At 64.4% G+C, this 20,797-nt stretch carries 20 protein-coding genes; 10 read left to right on the forward strand and 10 right to left on the reverse strand.

All coding sequences use genetic code 11. The features are described 5' to 3' along the window. Window positions 1–216: 216 nt before the first annotated feature. Window positions 217–942: an acetoacetyl-CoA reductase gene (phbB, locus tag LB551_RS23945; protein WP_224660615.1), complete on the reverse strand. Its 726-nt coding sequence runs from the start codon at window positions 940–942 to the stop codon at window positions 217–219. Between the two features lie 118 nt (window positions 943–1,060). After that, window positions 1,061–2,245: an acetyl-CoA C-acetyltransferase gene (locus LB551_RS23950; protein WP_224660616.1), complete on the reverse strand. Its 1,185-nt coding sequence runs from the start codon at window positions 2,243–2,245 to the stop codon at window positions 1,061–1,063. Between LB551_RS23950 and LB551_RS23955 the strand changes: the two genes are divergently transcribed. After that, on the forward strand, window positions 2,226–2,423 hold the full coding sequence (locus LB551_RS23955) for a hypothetical protein (RefSeq protein WP_224660617.1): 198 nt from the start codon (window positions 2,226–2,228) through the stop codon (window positions 2,421–2,423). The two genes, LB551_RS23950 and LB551_RS23955, sit on opposite strands and share 20 nt — an antisense overlap. 117 nt (window positions 2,424–2,540) lie before the next feature. Beyond that, window positions 2,541–3,149 carry a polyhydroxyalkanoate synthesis repressor PhaR gene (gene phaR / locus LB551_RS23960; protein WP_140493348.1) on the forward strand — a complete coding sequence of 203 codons (609 nt, stop codon included), beginning with the start codon at window positions 2,541–2,543 and terminating at the stop codon, window positions 3,147–3,149. 24 nt (window positions 3,150–3,173) lie between these two features. Here the strand turns inward: phaR and LB551_RS23965 are convergent, their stop codons facing one another. Beyond that, window positions 3,174–4,316 carry a citrate synthase gene (locus LB551_RS23965; protein ID WP_224660618.1) on the reverse strand — a complete coding sequence of 381 codons (1,143 nt, stop codon included), beginning with the start codon at window positions 4,314–4,316 and terminating at the stop codon, window positions 3,174–3,176. Between the two features lie 91 nt (window positions 4,317–4,407). Between LB551_RS23965 and LB551_RS23970 the strand changes: the two genes are divergently transcribed. From LB551_RS23970 to LB551_RS23990, 5 genes are all read left to right on the forward strand, one after another. Beyond that, window positions 4,408–5,496 (forward strand): citrate synthase/methylcitrate synthase, encoded by a 1,089-nt coding sequence (locus LB551_RS23970; RefSeq protein ID WP_224660619.1) that lies wholly within the window; start codon window positions 4,408–4,410, stop codon window positions 5,494–5,496. Between the two features lie 213 nt (window positions 5,497–5,709). Next, window positions 5,710–6,840, forward strand: a complete 1,131-nt coding sequence (locus LB551_RS23975) for a patatin-like phospholipase family protein (protein WP_140550883.1) — start codon at window positions 5,710–5,712, stop codon at window positions 6,838–6,840. A 770-nt stretch (window positions 6,841–7,610) separates the two neighbouring features. After that, complete coding sequence (locus tag LB551_RS23980) at window positions 7,611–8,786, forward strand: efflux RND transporter periplasmic adaptor subunit (protein WP_224660620.1); 1,176 nt, start codon at window positions 7,611–7,613, stop codon at window positions 8,784–8,786. Window positions 8,787–8,860: 74 nt separating this feature from the next. Further along, window positions 8,861–12,037 (forward strand): efflux RND transporter permease subunit, encoded by a 3,177-nt coding sequence (locus LB551_RS23985; RefSeq protein WP_224625262.1) that lies wholly within the window; start codon window positions 8,861–8,863, stop codon window positions 12,035–12,037. Between the two features lie 97 nt (window positions 12,038–12,134). Further along, the gene (locus LB551_RS23990; RefSeq protein ID WP_224660621.1) at window positions 12,135–12,293 is read left to right on the forward strand and encodes a DUF3309 family protein; all 159 of its coding nucleotides are present in this window, start codon (window positions 12,135–12,137) and stop codon (window positions 12,291–12,293) included. A gap of 56 nt (window positions 12,294–12,349) precedes the next feature. Here LB551_RS23990 and LB551_RS23995 read toward each other — a convergent pair whose 3' ends face one another. Next, the gene (locus LB551_RS23995) at window positions 12,350–13,309 is read right to left on the reverse strand and encodes an SDR family oxidoreductase (RefSeq protein ID WP_224660622.1); all 960 of its coding nucleotides are present in this window, start codon (window positions 13,307–13,309) and stop codon (window positions 12,350–12,352) included. A gap of 68 nt (window positions 13,310–13,377) precedes the next feature. After that, window positions 13,378–13,584 carry a DUF680 domain-containing protein gene (locus LB551_RS24000; protein WP_224660623.1) on the reverse strand — a complete coding sequence of 69 codons (207 nt, stop codon included), beginning with the start codon at window positions 13,582–13,584 and terminating at the stop codon, window positions 13,378–13,380. 115 nt (window positions 13,585–13,699) lie between these two features. Between LB551_RS24000 and LB551_RS24005 the strand changes: the two genes are divergently transcribed. Next, entirely contained in the window at window positions 13,700–14,614 is a 915-nt protein-coding gene (locus LB551_RS24005; protein ID WP_224660624.1) for a LysR family transcriptional regulator, read from the forward strand. On the opposite strand, the gene LB551_RS24010 is transcribed toward LB551_RS24005, so the two are convergent. The 3 genes from LB551_RS24010 to LB551_RS24020 all read right to left on the reverse strand — a co-directional run bounded on the left by LB551_RS24010 (window position 14,572) and on the right by LB551_RS24020 (window position 16,999). Then, window positions 14,572–15,753, reverse strand: a complete 1,182-nt coding sequence (locus LB551_RS24010; RefSeq protein WP_224660625.1) for an MFS transporter — start codon at window positions 15,751–15,753, stop codon at window positions 14,572–14,574. The two genes, LB551_RS24005 and LB551_RS24010, sit on opposite strands and share 43 nt — an antisense overlap. 129 nt (window positions 15,754–15,882) lie before the next feature. Further along, window positions 15,883–16,191 (reverse strand): DUF1244 domain-containing protein, encoded by a 309-nt coding sequence (locus tag LB551_RS24015; protein WP_224660626.1) that lies wholly within the window; start codon window positions 16,189–16,191, stop codon window positions 15,883–15,885. 10 nt (window positions 16,192–16,201) lie between these two features. Then, entirely contained in the window at window positions 16,202–16,999 is a 798-nt protein-coding gene (locus tag LB551_RS24020; RefSeq protein WP_224625266.1) for an N-formylglutamate amidohydrolase, read from the reverse strand. A 270-nt stretch (window positions 17,000–17,269) separates the two neighbouring features. Between LB551_RS24020 and LB551_RS24025 the strand changes: the two genes are divergently transcribed. Further along, the gene (locus LB551_RS24025) at window positions 17,270–17,734 is read left to right on the forward strand and encodes a DUF1036 domain-containing protein (RefSeq protein ID WP_411910486.1); all 465 of its coding nucleotides are present in this window, start codon (window positions 17,270–17,272) and stop codon (window positions 17,732–17,734) included. Further along, complete coding sequence (pyk, locus tag LB551_RS24030; protein ID WP_224625267.1) at window positions 17,731–19,164, forward strand: pyruvate kinase; 1,434 nt, start codon at window positions 17,731–17,733, stop codon at window positions 19,162–19,164. The genes LB551_RS24025 and pyk overlap by 4 nt, the downstream gene beginning before the upstream one ends. A 12-nt stretch (window positions 19,165–19,176) precedes the next feature. Here pyk and LB551_RS24035 read toward each other — a convergent pair whose 3' ends face one another. Further along, entirely contained in the window at window positions 19,177–19,641 is a 465-nt protein-coding gene (locus LB551_RS24035) for a hypothetical protein (RefSeq protein WP_224625268.1), read from the reverse strand. 52 nt (window positions 19,642–19,693) lie between these two features. Beyond that, window positions 19,694–20,761 (reverse strand): alpha/beta fold hydrolase, encoded by a 1,068-nt coding sequence (locus tag LB551_RS24040; RefSeq protein ID WP_224625275.1) that lies wholly within the window; start codon window positions 20,759–20,761, stop codon window positions 19,694–19,696. Window positions 20,762–20,797: the final 36 nt, after the last annotated feature.

A 20,797-nucleotide genomic window follows, 5' to 3' on the forward strand; every position in this document is an offset into this window, starting at 1 on the left:
GTTCACGACAAGATGTAGTGTTGCGCACGGGTTTTCCACCGACAATGCACAGCTTGTCCATGCAGTTTTGCACACTCCCCGCTGGCGCCATTAACCTTTGCGTGCCGGATTGGAACAGCAGACCGACAGCCATCATCGGACGGTGTCACGGACATGCGAAGCGGATGGCGAACGAGTCCTCCTTCAAATCGGTACCGGGAAGCCGGCAGTCCGGCCTCAGGCGAAGTACTGGCCGCCATTGGCGGTGATGGTCGATCCCGTGATGAAGCCGGCGTCCTCGGAGGCAAGGAAGACGACGCAACGCGCGATCTCCTCCGGCTCGCCGAGGCGCCCGACCGGAATTTGCGGGATGATGCGTTCGTTGAGCACCTTTTCGTCGATCGCCCGGACCATTTCGGTGGCGATATAGCCTGGGCAGATGATGTTGACGGTGATGCCCGCGCGGGCCCCTTCCTGGGCCAGAGCCTTCGAGAAACCGATGTCGCCGGCCTTGGCCGCGGAGTAGTTGACCTGGCCGGCCTGGCCCTTCTGGCCGTTGATGGAGGAGATGGTGATGACGCGGCCGAACTTGCGGTCGCGCATGCCGCTCCACAGCGGATGGGTCATGTTGAAAACGCCGGAGAGATTGGTGTCGATGACCTCCTTCCACTGCTCACGCGTCAGCTTGTGGAACATGGCGTCGCGCGTGATGCCGGCGTTGTTGACCAGCACCGCGACCGGGCCGAGATCGGCCTCGACCTGCTTGATGCCCGCGGCGCAGGCGTCGTAGTCGGCGACCGACCATTTATAGGTCTTGATGCCGGTCGAGGCCGTGAACTTGCTCGCCGCCTCGTCATTGCCGGCGTAGTTGGCGGCAACCGAATAGCCGGCTTCCTTCAGCGCCATCGATATTGCCGCGCCGATGCCGCGCGATCCGCCCGTGACGATTGCAACCTTGGTCATGCGTTCCCTCCCTTTGGTCGGGAGAGTGAATGGGGAGCAGCGAATAGCGGCAGGGATCAGATAGCCCGTTGCGCTGACGCCGTTCTTCCCTATTCGCTACTCCCCATGCTCTTCTCTTTTAGAGCGCTTCGACGCACATGGCGACGCCCATGCCGCCGCCGATGCACAGCGTGGCGAGACCCTTCTTGGCACCTCTTCGGCGCATCTCGTGGACCAGCGTGTTGAAAATGCGCGCGCCAGAGGCGCCGATCGGGTGGCCGATGGCGATGGCGCCGCCATTGACGTTGACGATCGAGGGATCCCAGCCCATGTCCTTGTTCACCGCACAGGCCTGCGCGGCGAAGGCCTCGTTGGCCTCGATCAGGTCGAGATCACCGACTGACCAGCCGGCCTTTTCCAGCGCCTTTCGCGAGGCGGGAATCGGGCCGGTGCCCATGATCGCCGGGTCGACGCCCGCGGTCGCCCAGGAGACGATGCGCGCCAGCGGGGTGATGCCCCGCCTGGCAGCTTCCGCTTCGCTCATCAAAAGCGCGCCGGCGGCGCCGTCGTTGATGCCGGAGGCATTGGCGGCGGTCACAGTGCCCTCCTTGTCGAAGGCCGGCTTCAGCTTGGTCATGGCATCCAGCGTCGCGCCATGGCGGATGTATTCGTCCTGGTCGACAATTGTATCGCCCTTCTTGCCCTTGATGGTGAACGCGACGATCTCGTCCTTGAACCGGCCGGCCTTCTGCGCGGCCTCGGCCTTGTTCTGCGAGGCCAGCGCGAACTGGTCCTGGTCTTCGCGGGTGATCTGGAACTGGCGGGCGACGTTCTCGGCGGTGTTGCCCATGTGATAGCCGTTGAAGGCATCCCACAAGCCATCCTTGATCATGGTGTCGATCATCTTGTAGTCGCCCATCTTGACGCCAGCGCGCAGGTGCTGGGCGTGCGGCGACAGCGACATCGATTCCTGGCCGCCGGCAACAACCACCTTGGCGTCGCCGGTGGCGATCTGCTGCATGCCGAGCGCGATGGCGCGCAGGCCTGAGCCGCACACCTGGTTGAGGCCCCAGGCAGTGGTTTCCCTGGGCAGCCCGGCGAGGATCGAAGCCTGGCGGGCAGGGTTCTGCCCTTGGGCCGCGGTCAAAACCTGGCCAAGAATGACCTCGTCGACCTCGGCCGCCTCGACGCCGGCGCGCGACAACAATTCCCTTACGACGACGGCGCCAAGCTCGTGCGCCGGGGTGGCGGCGAAAGCGCCGTTGAAGGAACCGACCGGTGTGCGCGCGGCGCTGGCGACGACGATGGCATTGGAAGCGGGCATTCTGTTCTCCAAACTTCAAGCTGATGTTGTGTCGTTGAAGACTTTTCTTGCCCTTTCCAAATCGCGAGTCAAACCGGAAATCGGCAGGGCACCCATGCGTCGCAAGCAAGCCGCGCCTTGCCGCGGCATCAAGCTGTCCGCTGCTGCGCAGCATATTTCACCGGCCATGCAGCGATAATTAATCCCGCACTGCACAAACTGCTTGGAATTGTGACGCTTTTGCGCATATCCTTTGAACGGGCGCAATCGTTACCGGCGGCTTACTCAGGCGCGCCGGTGTCCGGGGAGGATGCAGATGGCTGCGAAAGACGATCCGATCGTCATCAAGAAATATGCCAATCGCCGGCTCTACAACACCGGCACCAGCACCTATGTGACGCTCGAGGACCTTGCCGAAATGGTCAAGAAGGGCGAAGAGTTCACGGTGCAGGACGCCAAGACCGGCGACGACATCACGCATCCGGTTCTGACCCAGATCATCTTCGAATTGGAGAATAAGGACGGGCAGAACATGCTGCCGATCCCGTTCCTGCGCCAGTTGATCGCCTTCTACGGCGACCAGATGCAGATGATCGTGCCGAGCTTCCTCGAACAGTCGATGATCGCCTTCTCCAAGGAACAGGAACGCTTCCGCGAGCAGATGAAGGGGGCCATCGGCAAGTCACCGCTCGACATGATGAAGATGGCCACGCCGATCAAGGCGCTGGAGGAGCAGACGCGCCGCAACATGGAAATGTTCCAGAATGCCATGCGGCTGTTCACGCCTTTCCCGCCGGCAGGCTCGGCACCTGCGGCGGCCCCCGCCGAACCGGCCAGGAAGGAAACGCCGGAAAAACCCGACGATCTGCAGCAGCTGAAGGACCAGATCGCGGCCATGCAGCGCAAGCTCGACACCATGTCGTGAGCGCGCAGCGCTTTTCTTCCGATCCTACGGCAATAATCCCTCATAGCGACCGCGCGGCCTGATGCTGCCGCCGCTCATTGCCTGTTCGACCATGTGGGCGGCCCAGCCAACGCTGCGTCCAAGCGCGAACAGCTGGAACGGCGCATCGCGCGGCAGGCCGAGGCTGCGCGTCAGATCGGCCAGGGCAAAGTCGACGTTCGGGCGGGCGCCGGTCGCGGCGATGGCGGCGATTTCCAGCGATCGCAATGTTTCGTCGGTGTTGTCGATGGCCGCCAAAAGTGCCGTGGCGCGGGGGTCACCCTCAGGATAGAGCGGATGGCCGAACCCCGGCAGTGGTCGATCATGGCCGAGCCAGCGCCGGATCGCCGCATCGGCGTTGTGCCGCGCCGCATCCTCCGCCAGCTGCATCACCGCTTCGCTGGCGCCACCGTGCCGCGGGCCGGACAGGGTTGCCAGGCCCGCCAGCAGGCTGGCGGCGGGCGAGGCTCCGGTCGAGGCCGCGACGCGCGCGGCGAAGGTCGATGCGTTGAGTTCGTGGTCGGCGAGCAGCACAAGGGCGCGCCGGATCGCCTGCGCACCGCCTTCATCCACCGACCAGCCTCGCGCCAGTCGCATGTGCACCGGATCGGATCCCGCCGAGGCGCCAAGAGCGCCTGCCAGCACGCCGATCGCGCGCGCGGCGTCGGCGCACAGCGAGGTGGCGCCGCGTCCAAGTGAAGGCCGCCCCTGGCCGGCGAGCATGGCAAGTTGCATGAAGGCTGGGGCTCGGCCGAGTTGTTGGGATGTATCCGAGGCCGGGGCCTCGAAACTCACCGGCTCAGGCAGGGCCCACAGCAAGGCGGCGGTCTCTTCGAGCGTGGCATGTTCGGACAGCGCGACGGCGTCGCGGCCCCGATAGACGAGGTGGCCGTGCGAAACGGTCGAGATCGAGGTGACGATCGACGGTTCGCCCCAGGCGATGGCGCTTTCGGCGATGGCCGACGGGCTGCGTCCGCGCGCTCTTCGCGTCGCCAGGGCCGCGATATCGTCGGCGCGATATTGGCTGCGGCGTGGATCCGCGCTGTCCGGGCGCATGCCGATGCGTCCGCGACTGACATAGGCGTAGAGCGTCTGCGGCCGCACCCGAAGTCTTTCCAGCGCCTCTTCCCGTGACAGCCATTCGGACATCGTGATCTCTAATATTGATTCTATTGATCAAGATTGATGCTCGTCTCTCCCACCCTTATCTCCCATCTGCAAAAGCTTCAAGGAGACAGCCATGGCGAATGGGCTTGACGATGTGGTGGCGGCCGAAACCGTTCTTTCGGACGTGGATGGCCTGGGCGGTCGCCTGACGATCCGCGGTCACTCCCTGCCGGAACTGGCCGGACGATGGACCTATTCGCAGGTCACCCGCCTGCTGCTGGACGGGTTCTTCGACGACCTTCCCGGAGACGCGGAGCTGGCCGCGAGACTGGGCCAGGCGCGCGTCGAGGTGTTCGACCGGCTCTTGCCTTCGCTGCCTTTGCTGGCACCGCTAGATGTCTACAGTGCCATGCGCGCTGGCATGGCGTTGCTGCCGGACGGCGAGACGCTGGCGGACGCGCTTCGGCTGATCGCGGCGCCCGCCGTGCTGACGCCGGCCCTCTTGCGGCCGCAGCGCGGCGAGCAGCCGGTCGCGCCGGATGGGAAGGCCGATCATGCTGCCGATATGCTGAGAATGCTCGACGGTTTCGTGCCGACGCCGGCCCTGGCAAAAGCGCTCGACACCTATCTGGTGACCGTCTGCGACCACGGTCTCAATGCTTCGACCTTCGCCACGCGCGTCGTCGCCTCGACGCAGGCCGGGCTGACATCGTCGGTGCTGGCTGGCCTCGGCGCGCTCAAGGGGCCGCTGCATGGCGGCGCGCCGGGCCCTGTCATCGAGATGCTCGACGCCATCCAGGCGCATGGCGACGCCGCCGGCTGGCTACGCGGCGAGATCGCGCGTGGCGAACGCATCATGGGCTTCGGCCACCGCATCTACCGCGTGCGCGATCCGCGCGCCGATGTGCTGAAGACGGTTGTGCGCCAGCTCGGAGGCGAGGGCGAAACCGGCCGCCGGCTGGCCTTCGCGGAGAAAGTCGAGCAGGCTGCGCTCGAGGCGCTTCGCATCGCCAAGCCGCAGCGCTCGCTGCAGACCAATGTCGAGTTCTACACCGCGCTCGTGCTCGAAGCGGCGGGGTTTCCGCCGGAGGCCTTCAGCAATGTCTTTGCCGCCGGGCGCGTCGCCGGCTGGGTTGCGCATGCCCGCGAGCAGCAGACGACGGGGCGGCTGATCCGGCCGCAGTCGCGCTATGTCGGACCGATGCCGCACCTCGTCGCCTGAGCATCAAATCTGTTTGGAAGATACACGGCGCCCTCCGCCACAAGGCGGAGGGCGTTTCCGCATGATCGAAATTTCATGCGATCACGCGACCGTGCTCGTGTCCTTGCCTTGGTGTGTCCTTATATGCTGCACTGCAACATAGGTCTGCCGTGACGCTGACGTCCCGATTCCCGGGCGCGCAATAAGTCAGGCACTGGGATGGGCAGGAACGCCATGACAAAGAACGGCAAGGCGGAGGAAGTGAAGAAGATCAACATCGCGCTTCAGGGCGGCGGTTCGCACGGGGCTTTTTCCTGGGGCGTGCTCGACCGGCTTCTGGAGGATGGCCGGCTGGAGATCGCAGCGGTGTCCGGCACAAGCGCGGGCGCGATGAACGCGGTGGCGCTGGCCGACGGCTTCGTTCGCGGTGGCGTCGAAGGCGCCCGCAAGAAGCTCGACGACTTCTGGCGTGCGGTGGCGGCGAAGGGCCGGTTCAGCCCGGTGCAGCGCATGCCGTGGGACGTCGCCTGGGGCAATTGGTCGATCGAGAACACGCCGGGTTATGTCTTCTTCGACACCATGTCGCGCGTGTTCTCTCCCTATGTCGCCAACCCGCTCGGCCTCAATCCCTTGCGCGACGTGGTCGCGCAGGAGATCGATTTCGACAATGTACGCGCCTGCAAGTCGATGGAACTGTTCATCTCCGCCACCAATGTCGAGACAGGGCAGTTGCGGGTGTTTTCCGATGGCGAGATCGACCTCGACACAGTGATGGCCTCGGCCTGCCTGCCGCAACTGTTCCGTGCCGTCGAGATCAAGGGCGAGCCCTATTGGGACGGTGGTTATGGCGGCAATCCGGCGCTCTATCCGTTCTTCAAGACGGCTGCCACCGAGGATGTGCTTTTGGTGCAGATCAATCCGGTCGTGCGCGAGGGAACGCCCAAAAGCGCCAACGAGATCCAGAACCGCATTGACGAGATCACCTTCAATGCCGGGCTGCTGCGCGAATTCCGCTCGATCGCCTTTGTCAAGGAACTGATCGCCGCCGGCCGCCTGCCGCGGGGCGAGTACCGGGACATCCGCATGCACCGCATCGACGCCGACGAGGCTTTCAAGGACCTGTCGGCATCTTCCAAGGTCAATGCCGAATGGGCATTCCTGGCCTATCTGCGCGATCTTGGCCGTACCGCCGCCAGCGACTGGCTGGAGGAGAACTATGATGCCGTGGGCAAGCGGCCGACGCTCGACCTCTCCGGCGAACTCGACGACGGCTTCAAGCCGGTGCGGGGTCCGGCGCCTGGCCGACGGGTGAAGGAATTTCTGGCGGCGCGCAAGAACCCCGAAGCGGAGCGCCGCCGGGCCTGAGCCCGCATCCGTCACACGGGTGTGACCCGCCTCGCGGCGCCAGCAAGTTCCTTCCGGCGCCAGCAACAACCATCGCGTGTGAAGCGCGCATCATCATGCTGACGCCTGCTGCCAGTGTCGTGCGGGCGCCGCTGTTCGCTGCCATCCCTCGGCCGCATCCGGAACGGTGACTGGCGGGCGAGGAATACTGTCACGAACAGCACCAGCAGGCGGTTTGTTCGAGGCTATGTCACGTCTCAAGTCCAGACGGCGGAACGCCATGGAGCAGACGCATCGAGGCGACCCGCCCCCGCTTTCGGAACATCTGTCTTGGTCAAGGAAGGGCAATCCGGACCTGAGTTGGGCGATCCGTTCTTTAAGCAATTCCAATGCATTACCTGAAATGCCGCGTGCCGGAATCATCCGTCAGGCCGAGGCCATCAGCATGGTCGACATCCGCGCCGGGGTGGCGATCGCTCCGCGCCGGCGTCGTGCCTGCGAGAGCGAAAGCGGCCCTGCGGCGCCGGGTCCCCAACGGCCGATCATGGGCCGCTGGCGAGCCGCGCCAAAGCCCCTCCGCATCTGTGCAAAAAACGTTTCGTGGCGGTCACACTCTGCCCGGCTTCGCAATGCTGCTGCAACTTTCCGACTATATTGCGTTGCAAACTTGATGTAGAAGCGCGCTTCGCCGATCACGGCAATTTGAACACGGCCTGGCGCGCACCCATATCGGCGACGCGCTCCTCGAGGAGGACGCAGTCCCGGCCAAACCCCGCAGTGGAAAAACGACGATGCCGAAAATCAGGTTTCACAAGCTTGCTGCCATTGTTGTGCTCATCGGGTTCGCCGCCTGGATGGCGACGGGCGAGTTTTCGTCCGTTGGCAGTGCCGCCGCCGACGCCCAGAAGGCGGCAGAGGCTGACAAGGCCAAGACGCCGGAGGCCGGCAAGCCGAACACGGCGCAAGCCGAGCCGAAGGCCGCGCCGCGCACCGTCGCGGTGGTGACGCCGCCGCGCAAGACCTATGCGCGCGCTATCCGCATTTCGGGGCTGACCGAGGCCGACAAGCGCGCGGTGCTGGCAACGCGCGTCGCCGGCATCATCGACAAACTGCCGGTCAGCCAAGGCCAGCACGTCAAGACGGGTGACCTGGTGCTGATGCTGGCGGCCGAAGAGAAAATCTCGAATGTCGACAACGCCAAGCAATTGCTGGCGCAACGCAAGGCCGAGCTCGACGCCGCCGAACGGCTGGCCAAGACCGGCAATCTGCCGAAGCTGCAGCTCGATACGGCGCGCTCGAATTTGACCTCGGCGCAATCGATGCTGGAGACCGCGCAGGCCGAACTCGACCGCAACGAGGTCAAGGCGCCGTTCGACGGCGTCATCGACAGGGTGCCGGTGGAACTCGGCAGCTCGGTCATGCAAGGCGGTGAGGTGGCGACCATCCTCAAGCTCGATCCAGTGATCGCGCGCGGCGAAATCAGCGAACGCGACCTGCGCTATATCAAGATCGGCGAAGAGGCCAATGTGCGCCTGGTCAACGACCAGAAGGTCACCGGCACCGTGCGGTATATCAGCCGCGACGCTTCCTCCCAGACCCGCACCTTCCGTGTCGAAGTGGCGATCCCCAATGCGGATGGCAGCATCCCCGCCGGCATGACGGCCGAGATCACGCTCAGCGCCGAACCGACCGACGCGGTTCTGCTGCCGCGTTCGGTGGTGACGCTTGGCGACAAGGGCGATCTCGGCATCCGCGCCGTCGGCGGCGACGACAAGGTGGCGTTCTACCCGATCGACCTGGTGGACGACACGCCGAACGGCCTCGTGCTCGGCGGAATTCCGAAAGATGCGCGCATCATTGTCGCCGGCCAGGAACTGGTGAAGGAAGGTGACATCGTCAAGCCCGTCGAGGCCGACCAGGCGACCATCAACAAGCTGATCGGCGAAGCCACCGCCGGTACGCAGTAGCGCAAGGCTCGGCGCCGTAACCTCAGGCGCTACCCGCCAGTTCGCCGCTCCCAAGAAACAGCAGGCATCAAGTCATGGATATCGTCAGACTCGCAATCCACAACGCCCGCCTCACAATATCCGCCCTGCTGTTCCTGCTGGCGGCGGGCTGGGTCGCCTATCAGTCGACGCCCAAGGAAGCGGAACCCGACGTTCCGATCCCGATGATGTATATCAGCCTGATCTACCAGGGCATTTCGCCGGAGGATTCGGAACGCCTTCTGTTGCGGCCGATGGAAAGCAAGCTGAAGAGCCTGAAGGGCCTCAAGGAGATGCGCTCGGCCGCCTTCCAGGGCGGCGGCTACGTGCTGGTCGAGTTCCAGCCGCAGACCAATCTGGCCACGGCGCTCCAGGACACGCGCAGCAAGGTGCAGGACGCCAAGGCCGACCTGCCGCAGGCGGCCGAGGAGCCGACGGTCAACGAGGTCAACGTCTCCGAGTTTCCGGTCCTCGTCGTCACTCTGTCGGGCGACGTGCCGGAGCGCGTGCTGACGGCGGCCGCGCGCGAACTGCGCGATCGCATCGAAGAGGTGCCGGGCGTGCTGGAAGGCTCGCTGCAGGGCGCGCGCGACGATCTGGTCGAAGTGGTTATCGATCCGGTGAAGCTGTCCTCCTACGGGCTGCAGCTCGACCAGGTGATGCAAGGCGTCGGCGCCTCCAACAGTCTGGTCGCGGCCGGCAATCTCGAAGGCTCGGAAGGCAAATACGCGGTCAAGGTACCGTCGCTGATCGAGACGCCCGAGGACGTCGCCAACCTGCCGGTCGTCGCTACACCCAACGCCGTGGTGCAGGCCAAGGACATCGCCACCATACGCTCGACCTTCAAGGACGCCGAGACGGTCACTCGCCTCGACGGCAAGCCAGCCATCGCCATCGAGGTGAAGAAGCGCATCGGCGCCAACCTGATCGACACGCTGAACCATGTCAGGGAGGTGTCGGACACCTTCATCAAGACGATGCCCGAGGGCATGCATGTCACCTACACGCAGGACAAGTCGGTCTTCGTCAACCAGCTCTTGGGTGACCTTCAGAACCACGTCATGATCGCCGTGATCCTGGTGTTCATCGTCATACTCTACGCGCTGTCGGGCCGCGCCTCGCTGCTCATCGGGCTGGCCATTCCATCGTCCTTCCTGATCGGCATATTGTTGCTTGCCATGATGGGCTACACGATCAACATGATCGTGCTGTTCAGCCTCATCCTGGCGGTCGGCATGCTGGTCGACGACGCCATCATCGTCACCGAGTTCGCCGAGCGGCGCATGAGCGAAGGCATGCCGAAGGCGGATGCCTTCGCGCTCGCCGCCAAGCGCATGGCCGGCCCGGTCATCGCGGCGACGATGACGCGCATCGCCGCTTTCTCGCCGCTCCTGTTCTGGCCCGGCATCATCGGCGACTTCATGAAATACATGCCGATCACGCTGATCGTCACGCTGTCGGCCTCGATGCTCTATGCGCTGGTGTTCGCGCCGACGTTGGGCGCGATCTTCGCCAAGGCGCCGAAGCATCACGAGGACGACAATCGCGACGGCTGGTACATGGCCATCGTCAAGCAGGCGGTGCGCTTCCCGATCACCGTCCTGGTGCTCACCGTGGCGCTGCTGTTCGGCGTCGGCTACGCCTATTCGAAATACGGCGCCGGCGTCGAGTTCTTCCCCAGCGTCGAGCCGGACTACGGCCTGCTCTACGTGCATGCGCGCGGCAATCTTTCGCTGGCCGAGATGGATGCCGCCACCAGGACGGCGGAGAACAGGCTGCTCGGCTGGCCGGGCGTGAAATCGGTCTATACCCGTGTCGGCAAGACCCAGGGCGGCGGCCAGGACATTCCCGAGGACGTCGTCGGCGTGATCCAGTACGAATTCGTCGACTGGCGCGAGCGCAAATCCGCCAACCAGATCCTCAGCGATCTTCGCGGCGTCATGGCCGGCATTCCCGGCGTCGATGTCGAGGTGCGCGTGCCGGAGGCAGGCCCGCCGACCGGCAAGCCGATCCAGATCAGGCTTTCGGCCGCCGATCCCAAGGGGCTCGACGACAAGGCGCGCGCGGTGGCGGCGCGGATCGCCAAGGTGCCCAACGTCATCGACATTTCGGACGGCCTGCCGCCGCCCGGCGTCGACTGGGCGCTCGAGGTCGACCGCGCCAAGGCCGCCCAATATGGCATCAGCCCGACCTCGGTCGGCACAGTGGTGCAACTGGTGACCAACGGCTTGAAGCTGTCGGAATACCGGCCGGCGGGCGCCGACGATGCCGTCGACATCCGGCTGCGCCTTCCGGAAGACCGGCGCACGCTGTCAACGCTCGACGAACTCAGGGTGCAGACCTCGCAAGGGTCGGTGCCGATCTCGAACTTCGTCGTGCGCAAACCCGAGCCGACGGTCGGCATCCTCAACCGCATCGACGGCGCGCGCACCGTGGTGGTGCAGGCCAACGTCGCCGCCGGAGCGCAGGTCGCCGCAGTACAGGAGCAGGTGACCAAGGCGGTCTCGGACATGGATCTCGGCAGCGGCATACGCTGGAAGCTCGCCGGCTCCAACGAGGACAGCGCGGAAGCGAGCGCCTTTCTCAGCAAGGCTTTCGGCGCGGCGATCTTCCTGATCTTCCTGGTGCTGCTGGCGCAGTTCAACAAGTTCACCAGCGTCTGGCTGGTGCTGTCCTGCGTGGTCATGGCGACGATCGGCGTGTTCCTGGGCCTGCTTCTGACAGGCGAGGCGTTCGGCATCGTCATGTCGGGCATCGGCGTCATCGCGCTGGCCGGTGTGGTGGTCAACAACAACATCGTGCTGATCGACACCTATGACCGGCTGCGCGAGGAGGGCTGGGACAAGATGGAAGCGGTGCTGCAGACCTGCCGCGAGCGTGCCCGCCCTGTGGTGCTGACGGCGGTTTCGGCCATCCTCGGCGTGTTGCCGATCGCCTTCGGCCTCGGCCTCGAGATCTTCCATCATGAGACGACGATCAATGCGCCTTCGACGCAGTGGTGGATTTCGCTGTCCTCGGCGATTGTGTTCGGCCTGTCCTTCGCCACCGTGCTGACGCTGGTGGTGACGCCGTCGATGCTGATGGTGTTCACCCGCGCCAAGGTCAAGCCCGGCGCGCGGCGAGGGTGGTTCAGCCGGCTGCTGCGACGCGGCAAGGGAGAGATACCGCCGCAGGAACCAACGGCCGATGGCAACGCCGAGCCGGCAATCGCCTTCCCGAAGGCCGCGGAATAGAGCGGTTTCGCAAGCCCGACCAAAAGGCCGCCCGGGAACTACCGGGCGGCCTTTTGCATTGTTCCCTCGGATTCAACCAGACGGCGAGGGCTCTAAAATGACGATCAGCACGATTCTCATCATCATCCTGATCCTGGTCCTGATCGGCGCGGTGCCGGCATGGCCGCATTCGCGCTCCTGGGGCTATGGGCCGTCGGGCATCGTCGGCGTCGTCCTCGTCGTGGTGCTTATCCTGCTTCTGATGGGCCGGATCTGACCGGCAAAGATTTGCAGCCGAGACCGCCGTTCTCATCTTTTCGGTACGCTCGGCAATCACGCTGCTTGGTGCCAGGCCGGCGCGACGGCGACGCCGATATCCTGCAAGGCTTCATGCACCGCCTGGTCCAAAGGGGTGTGCGGGATTTCACCGATGATCTCGTTCAGTCGCGCCGAGGCCAGCCGGTGCGCCTCGAAGCGCAGGTAGGACATCGAGACGATCTCGCGCCACATCGCCACGAACGGGCTGCCGGCGCGCAGCACCCACCAGGGCATGAAGCTTAGTTTAAGCTTGCGTCCGAGCGCTCTTTCGGCCGCCATCTTGATCTCGATGTCGGTGACGGCATGGCCCGGAAAATTCAGCGCCTCGTAAAAGCCGAGCTTGTCGAGATTGCGCGCCAGCGCGACGAAACCGACTGCGAAATCAGGCAGATAGGCCCATTCATGCACCAGATCGGCCGGGCCGGGCGCAGTGTAGATGCCCTTGCTCATCTTGACGGCGACGACGAGGTCGAACCAGGAGCCGTTGCCGGTGCCGCCGAAGAAATCGCCGGCGCGCAGAATGATCGTGCGCACCCGACCGGCCTCGGCTTCACGGCGGAACAGTTCCTCCATGGCGCAGCGGATCCGCCCTTTCTCGGTTGTCGGATGGAACGGCGTGTCTTCCGTGATCACCGCCGGCATCGGCGAGCCATAATTGTAGACGGTGCCGGGGAAGAGATGCAGCGTGCCGTTGGCCCGGCAGGCGGCCATGACATTCTCGGCCATCGGCAGGCACTTGCCCCAGTCGGTATAGATCGGGTTCAGGCCGTTGAAGATGATATCGACGCCCTGCGTGGCGCGGATCAGAGACTCGCGATCCAGCGCATCGCCGGCGACGGCCGTCGCGCCTGCAAGCTCAGCCGGCACCTTGCCGCTGCGGGTGATGGCGCGGACATCATAGCCTGCATCGATGAAGGCCTTGGCGACCACGCGGCCGAGCCGGCCGTTGGCGCCGAGGATTGCAATCTTGGTCATTCTTCGTCTCCTGTTTGCTTTGAAGCGACGGGACAAGCCCGCCGCCTTGGGGATATCTCGACGTCTGTTCAGCGGTTGCCGAAGAGGTCGCGGTTGCTGCCCGGGACGGCTGGCTTCCGGACGATCGCATCCGACTTCTCGATCGATGTGGTGATCGTCTTGTCGGTGCTGGCGACAGGCTTCTGGCTGGCATTGTTCGAGCCGAACTTGTCGCTGCTTGCGAAAGCGGCGTGGGTGGCGATGAGGAGGGCAGCGGTGAGTGCAATCTTGGTCATTTGGGGTACTCCTGATTGGCTGTGGCAGTGCGTATCGGTGTCCGCAGGCCAAATATGATTTCCTCATCAATGAATTGAAATTGACCATGCGTGCAGTTTTGATATGCATTTTTGAATGACAGATATCGACTGGAACCTGATCAAGAGCTTCGTCACGGTCGCTGAGACCGGCAGCCTGTCGGCCGCGGCGAGAAAGCTATCGGCAAGTCAGCCGACGCTTGGCCGTCACATCTCGGAACTGGAACAGGCGCTCGGCGTCATCCTGTTCAGGCGCGGGCGAAGCGGCTACGCGATGACTGAAGCCGGGGCCACTCTGTTCGAGCGCGGCAAGGCGGTGAGCGAGCAGGCGAGCGCTTTTTCACTCCTGGCGCTGGGTTCGGTCGAAGCGATCGAAGGCACGGTGCGCATCGCCGCCAGCGAGGTGGTGGCGGCCTATGTGCTGCCGGACATGATGGCGCGGCTCGGCATCGAGGAGCCCGGCATTGAGGTCGAGATCGTCGCTTCCAACCAGGTCGAGAACCTGCTGCGCCGGGATGCCGACATCGCCATCCGCATGGTCAAGCCGGCACAGAACGAGTTGGTGGCGCGCAAGGTCTGCGATATCGCGCTCTGCGCCTGTGCTTCCCTAGCCTATCTCGACCGGTGCGGCCGCCCGCGCGAGCCGGCCGACCTGCTCGACCACGCGCTTATCGGCTTCGATCGGAGCGACGAGATGATCCGAGGCTTTACGCATTTCGGCATACCGGTCACCCGGAACAGTTTTCGCTTTCGGGCCGACAACCAGATCGTGCTTTGGGAGGCGGTGCGGGCGGGAAACGGCATCGGCCTGGGCCAGGAGCCGCTGGCCGAGCGGGACCCCCTGGTGGAGAAGGTGCTGCCGGGCCTGCCGCTGCCCAGCTTGCCGGTGTGGCTGGCCATGCATCGCGACGTGCGCACCAGCGTGCGCATCCGACGCGTGGCGGATTTCCTTCACGAGGAACTGAAACGCTATTCGGCCGGCGCCGCGTCGGGAGCGAATTCGGCGCGGTGAGCCAATCCGGCCATCAGCAGGACGACGATCAGCAGGCCCGACATGGCGATGAAGATCGGGCCGAAGCTGGAATGCTCGGCGACAAAGCCGATCGCAGAGGGCGCCACGAGGATGCCGGAATAGCCCATCGTGGTGACCACGCTCATGCCGGTGCCCGACGACATGCCTTCCTGGTTGCCGCCGGCCGAAAAGATGATCGGCACCATATTGGCAATGCCGAAGCCGCACAGCGCGAAGGCCGAGATGGCGAGCCAGGGTGAGGGCGACAGGCCTGCGATCAGCATGCCAGCGGCAGCGACGATCGCCGAACCACGCAACGTCGTCACGGCACCGAAACGATTGCGCACACCATCGCCGAAGAAACGCATGATCGCCATGACGCCGGAAAAGGCGGCGTAGGCGAGGCCGGCAATGGCGAGATCGGCGCCAAGTTCCTGCCTGAGATAAAGCGCTGCCCAGTCGAGCACGGCGCCTTCGGAGACCATCGTCAGCAGCGCCATCAGGCCGACGAAGTAGACCAGCGGGTTTGCCGGCAAGGTGAATTTATGATGCTCGGCAGCCTGCGACCTGCCCTCGGCGACGATATAGGGCACCGCCGCCGCGATCGCCGCGAAGGCAAGTACCGTCACCACCGCGGCATGGGCGAGGTGGCCGTAATTCTGGATGGCAAAGCCGCCAAGGGCACCGCCGGCGAAACCGCCGAGGCTCCAGAAGCCATGCGAGGAGGACATGATCGCGCGCGACAGCCGCCGCTCGACCACCACCGCATTGGCGTTCATGGCGACATCCATGCCGCCGATGGAGCCGCCAAAGATGAACATGGCGACGGCAGCCAGCGGCACGTTGGGCGCCAGCGCTACGACCAGCAGGCCGAGGCTACCGCAGAGGCCAAACCAGCGCAGCACGGTGCGCGAGCCGTGTCTCGAGATCAGGTGCCCGCACCAGGTCATGGCGGTGACAGCGCCGGCGCCGAACAGCAGGATCAAAAGCCCCAGAGTGAACTTGGAAATGTCGAGCCGGGTCAGGAACACCGGGATCTGCGGCGCCCAGCTGCCGGTCAGGAAGCCATTGGCGAGGAAGATGGCCGCCACGGCCCATCGCCCGCGAATGGCGGTCTGCATTGCATTCGACGCGTTCATAGGCGAATCCGGTCAGAAAATGGCTTTGCACGGCAAATTAGATCGATTCAATTTTCAGTCAAGCGCTGCGCTCGGGAGGCATTTGGGCCAAACCGAACGCTTAAGGTAATCGGGGACGTGAGAGACCACCTAGTGGTCTTTGGGTCGCCTGGCTTCGAATTCGGCCTTCTTGGCGTCGGAGGCTTCGGTCTGGTGCAGCGCCTGCCATTGCCCGTAAGGCATGCCGTAGACGATCTCGCGCGACTGGTCCTTGCTCAGATCGACGCCTTCGGCTTCCGCAGCCTCGCGATACCAGTTCGACAGGCAGTTGCGGCAGAAGCCGGCGAGGTTCATCAAATCGATGTTCTGCACGTCGCCGCGCTCACGCAGATGCGCCACCAGCCTGCGAAAGGCGGCGGCCTCGAAGTCGCGTTTCTGTTCGTCGCTGAGTTCTGTCATCGAAACTTCCTCATAACGGCCCGGTGCGCGAGCCGAACATCTTCACTTGGTGTATATCGGGACGGCGATCGATCGCGTCAACGATCGGCGCCAGACGCTCAGCCCATGAAAGCGCATCCCCGCCGGTCGCGATCAGGTCCTGGCGGATTTCGATCAGCGCGTGGGCATAGCCGTTGACGATGGCGTGCCTGAACATGGTGTCGCCCCGCAGCGCGCCGTCATAGGGCTCGTTGTCGCCGACAACGAGGTTTTTGTCAGCGGCCAGCATGTCGATCAGCGGCCGCGCCACGCGGTCGTCGCGGTCCCACAGTACGCCGACATGCCACGGCCGCTGCCTGCCCTGCATGACCGGCGTGAAGGAATGCACGGAGAAGATAAACGGTGCCTTGCCGGAAGCCTGCGCGACCGAGGCGATCATGGCGCCGACGGCGTCGTGATAGGGTCGATAGAAGCGATCAAGCCGCCTTTCGCGCTCTTCCGGGGCGAGGGGATAGTTGCCCGTCACGACGGTGCCGTCATAGAGCTGACGGATCAGCGTCGGATCATCCTCGCCGCGATTGGGATCGATCAGCAGCCGGGAAAAATTGGCGAGCACCGCTGGCACGTCGAGCAAGGCAGCGAGTTCGCGCGTCACCGCCTCGACGCCGATGTCATAGGCGATGTGGCGGTCGAACGCGGCCGCCGGCAGGCCAAGGCTGCCATAGTCTTCAGGCAGGTCGCGTCGGGCATGGTCGGCAAGCAGCACCACGCCCCGCTTGCGATCGCCCTCGACGACATCGAAAGGCGCGAAAACTGTGGATCGGGTCATTGGCGGGAAATGGTCTGTTCGCTGGCTTCCGGGGAGGATGCTATCGTCTTTCCACGAAGACGACGCGGGCGCAATGCCGTTGTTTGGCCAAGGTTTCCGCTGAAATCTGGCAAGGGGCGACGGATCGCACGCCGGGAGCCTTCTTAAATCGATTGGAATTGGACAAAACGGCGCGTTGACATGCGCCCGGACTTTTCCGAAAAGGGGCGCAGAGAGATGCTGATGTGGTTCTTGAGGGGTTTCAGGATGAGTTCCGCCGGCGGGCGGCGCGTGCGCTTCGCCTTCGCCATGCCGCTCCTGACGCTCGCCGTGGGCCTGTCCGCGATGTTTGCGGCCTCGCCCGCACGCGCTGATTTCCGCGTCTGCAACGCGACGCAAAACCTGGTCGGCGTAGGCATCGGCTATCGTGCCAAGGCCGGCTGGATCACGGAGGGCTGGTGGCACATCGAAGGATCGAGCTGCAAGACGCTGATCGAAGGGCCGCTGTCATCAAGGTTTTACTATCTTTATGCAGAAGACGCCGAACGCGGCGGACGCTGGGACGGCCCGATCAACATGTGCGTGGCTGAAAAAGAGTTCAAGATCGCCGGCGTCACCGATTGCGTCGCCCGGGGCTTCCAGCGCGCCGGATTCCAGGAATACGACACGGGCGAGCAGGCAAGCTGGATGGTCCAGCTGACCGACGACCCCGCAACGGGAGGCGCACCAGCCGCCCCGGGAACAAACAGTCAATGAGACGCAGCCGCAAGGTCAAGATCCTAGCCACCATCGGTCCGGCCTCCTCTTCCGAGGAAATGCTGAAGAAGCTGTTCGAAGCGGGCGCCGATGTGTTCCGCATCAACATGAGCCATACGGATCACGAGTTGATGCGCATGCTGGTCGGACGCATCCGCGCCGTCGAGGAGACAGTCGGCAGGCCGATCGGCATCCTTGCCGACCTGCAAGGGCCCAAGCTGCGCGTCGGCAAGTTCGCCAACGGCAAGGAGGTGCTGACCGTCGGCCAGACCTTCACGCTCGACGACAATCCCGAGCCCGGCACCGCGGCCAGGGTCTATCTGCCGCATCCCGAAATCCTGAGTTCGGTCGAAGCCGGCCACCGGCTGCTGATCGACGACGGGAAGCTGGAGCTGAAAGCGGTCAAGGCCAATGGCAAGGCGATCGTCTGCACCGTCGTCGCCGGCACGACGATTTCCGACAGAAAGGGCGTCAGCCTGCCCGATACCGACCTGCCGGTCGGCGCGCTGACCGAGAAGGACCGTAGGGATCTCGACGCGGTGCTCGCCACCGGCGTCGACTGGATAGCGCTGTCCTTCGTGCAGCGGCCGGAGGACCTGGCCGAAGCGCGCAAGATCGCGCGCGGCCGGGCACTGATCATGGCCAAGATCGAGAAGCCGCAGGCGGTTGCCCGTCTGGCCGAAATCATTGAACTGTCGGACGCGCTGATGGTCGCGCGCGGCGATCTCGGCGTCGAGATGCCGCTGGAAGCCGTGCCCGGCATCCAGAAGCAGATCACGCGCGCCGCGCGCCGCGCCGGCAAGCCGGTGGTAGTCGCCACGCAGATGCTGGAATCGATGATCACCGCGCCCGTACCGACCCGCGCGGAAGTCTCCGACGTTTCGATTGCCGTCTTCGAAGGCGCCGACGCCATCATGCTTTCGGCCGAATCGGCCGCGGGCGCCTATCCGGTGGAAGCGGTGGCGATGATGAACCGCATCGCCACCAAGGTGGAAACCGATCCGACCTATGCCGGCATCATCAACGCCCAGCGCTCCGAGCCTGAAGCAACCGGCGCCGATGCGATCTCGCTGGCGGCCCGCGAAATCGCCGAGACGTTGAAACTGTCGGCGATCATCACCTACACGGCCTCCGGCACTACGGGCCTGCGCGCCGCGCGCGAGCGCCCGCAGGTGCCGATCGTGGCCCTGTCGCCGATCGTCAACACGGCGCGGCGGCTATCGCTGCTGTGGGGCACGCACTGCGTCGTCTCCCCCGATGCCACCGATCTCGACGACATGGTCGATCGCGCCTGCCGCATCGCGCTTGAAGAGGAATTCGGCAAGCCCGGCGACCGCGTCATCATCACCGCCGGCGTGCCGCTAAGGACGCCGGGTTCGACCAATATGCTGCGCATCGCCTATGTCGGATCGGACTTGGGCACCCGCTAAGCGCCGAGGACCTCAACGCGTCGCGATATTGAGAGCTCTTGCTGCCGCTTCGGCGTGGTCTATGCGCTGAAGGAAGCGACGCGCGCGGGCTATGGGATCTTGCAGATACTGATCCGGCCCCCGCATCTTTCGCCGATTGAGTTCGGCAGTGTCGAGCAGATCGAAATCAACCTTTTCCAGCGTGCAGTGCCAGTCGGCGCTGCGTGAAGCCCATCCTCGTTTGTGGTGTTCCAGAAGCCGTTCGCGGCTGGAATAGCCATGGTAGTCGAACGCGATCACGCCGTTGGTCACATAGACATGGTTTCCAGGATAGTTTCCGCTTGGAACGATCCGCTCGCCGTAGAATCCCTCCAGGGGAGGATAGCTGAGAAAAGTGCCCGCAAGGATGGGGCAGGCGCCGTAACCGAAGAAGATGCGGTCCGGCAGCGCCCAGAATTTTTCGGGATTTTTCTTTATGCCGTGTTTCAGGATGTACATGCCGCTCTGGCCCCAATACCGTTTTTCGACGACCGCTTTCGGAAGAGGCACATCAGGTCGGCGCCAACTCCGCTTCGGGTTCCTTGAGGTCGGCGCATTTGCCGGCGGCATAGGCATCGCCGGCGACCCGCGCTTCCACCGCCCTTGCCATCGCCTCCAGATCCACGCTCCTGCCGGCGACCTTCTCGATGGCTCCAACGACCAGATCAGACGCGATCCAGTCCGGCTTGTGGCCGAGATTGCGCACCCAGACGAGTTCGGCGCCGGCAATGTCGCGCTCCAGGCCGACCGAGTGGATATGGGCGTAGACGACCTTGTCGCGATCGCCCGAGATGATCACTGTCGGCGCCTTTATCTCGGCGTAGCGCGGCGCGGCTCCAAGCGCATAACGGTAGAGGCCGGCGACATCGCTGGCATTTGCGCGGAAGGCCGACGGCCTCAGCACCAGCGGGATCGAGGCTTTGGCGACATAATTCTCCGGCACTTTGTTGGGCGAGAAGACGCAGGTCGTGGCGGCGGCGATCCGCAGCATTCCTGCCGGATAGCTCAGCGTTTCGGAGAACAGCCGACCGATCACCGGAATGGTGGTCAGGTCGTAGTACCAGGCGGTTGCGCCGCCAGGCCACGGATGGGTCGCGGGTGCCAGGAATACCAGCCCGAGTGTCTTGTCGGCATGCTCGCGGCCGAAGGCGGTCGTCACCGCGCCACCGAAGGAATGGCCGACGATAATGGCCTGCTTCATGCCGAGATGGTCCATCAGCGCGGCGACGGTGCCGGCCTGCGACCGGGGATCCTCGTTGTTGCCGGGCCCGCGTCCTGACCAGCCGAATCCCGGCCGGTCGAAGAACAGCAATTCGGCGCGCCCTTCGAGCTGCGGCCTGAGCGGCAGCATCTGATCCCTGAGATTGGCGCTGGCGCCGTGGATGAAGACAACAGGCGGCAGGTCGGCCTTGGCGGGGCCAGGAACGTGGACGTAGTGGATGCGCGCGCCGTCGATGTCGACGAATTCGCCGACTGCCGGGTTGCGACGCTCGATCAGCCAGGAGCCGACGCGGGTGATGCCGACAAAGCCAAAGACGAGCGCCAGAAGGAAGGCGAAGACGGCATAGAGCAGGTTCATGTGGGATATACGAGAGGGAGTGGGGGAGTAGGGGAG

Source organism: Mesorhizobium sp. BR1-1-2 (assembly GCF_020165435.1).
GTDB lineage: Bacteria > Pseudomonadota > Alphaproteobacteria > Rhizobiales > Rhizobiaceae > Mesorhizobium.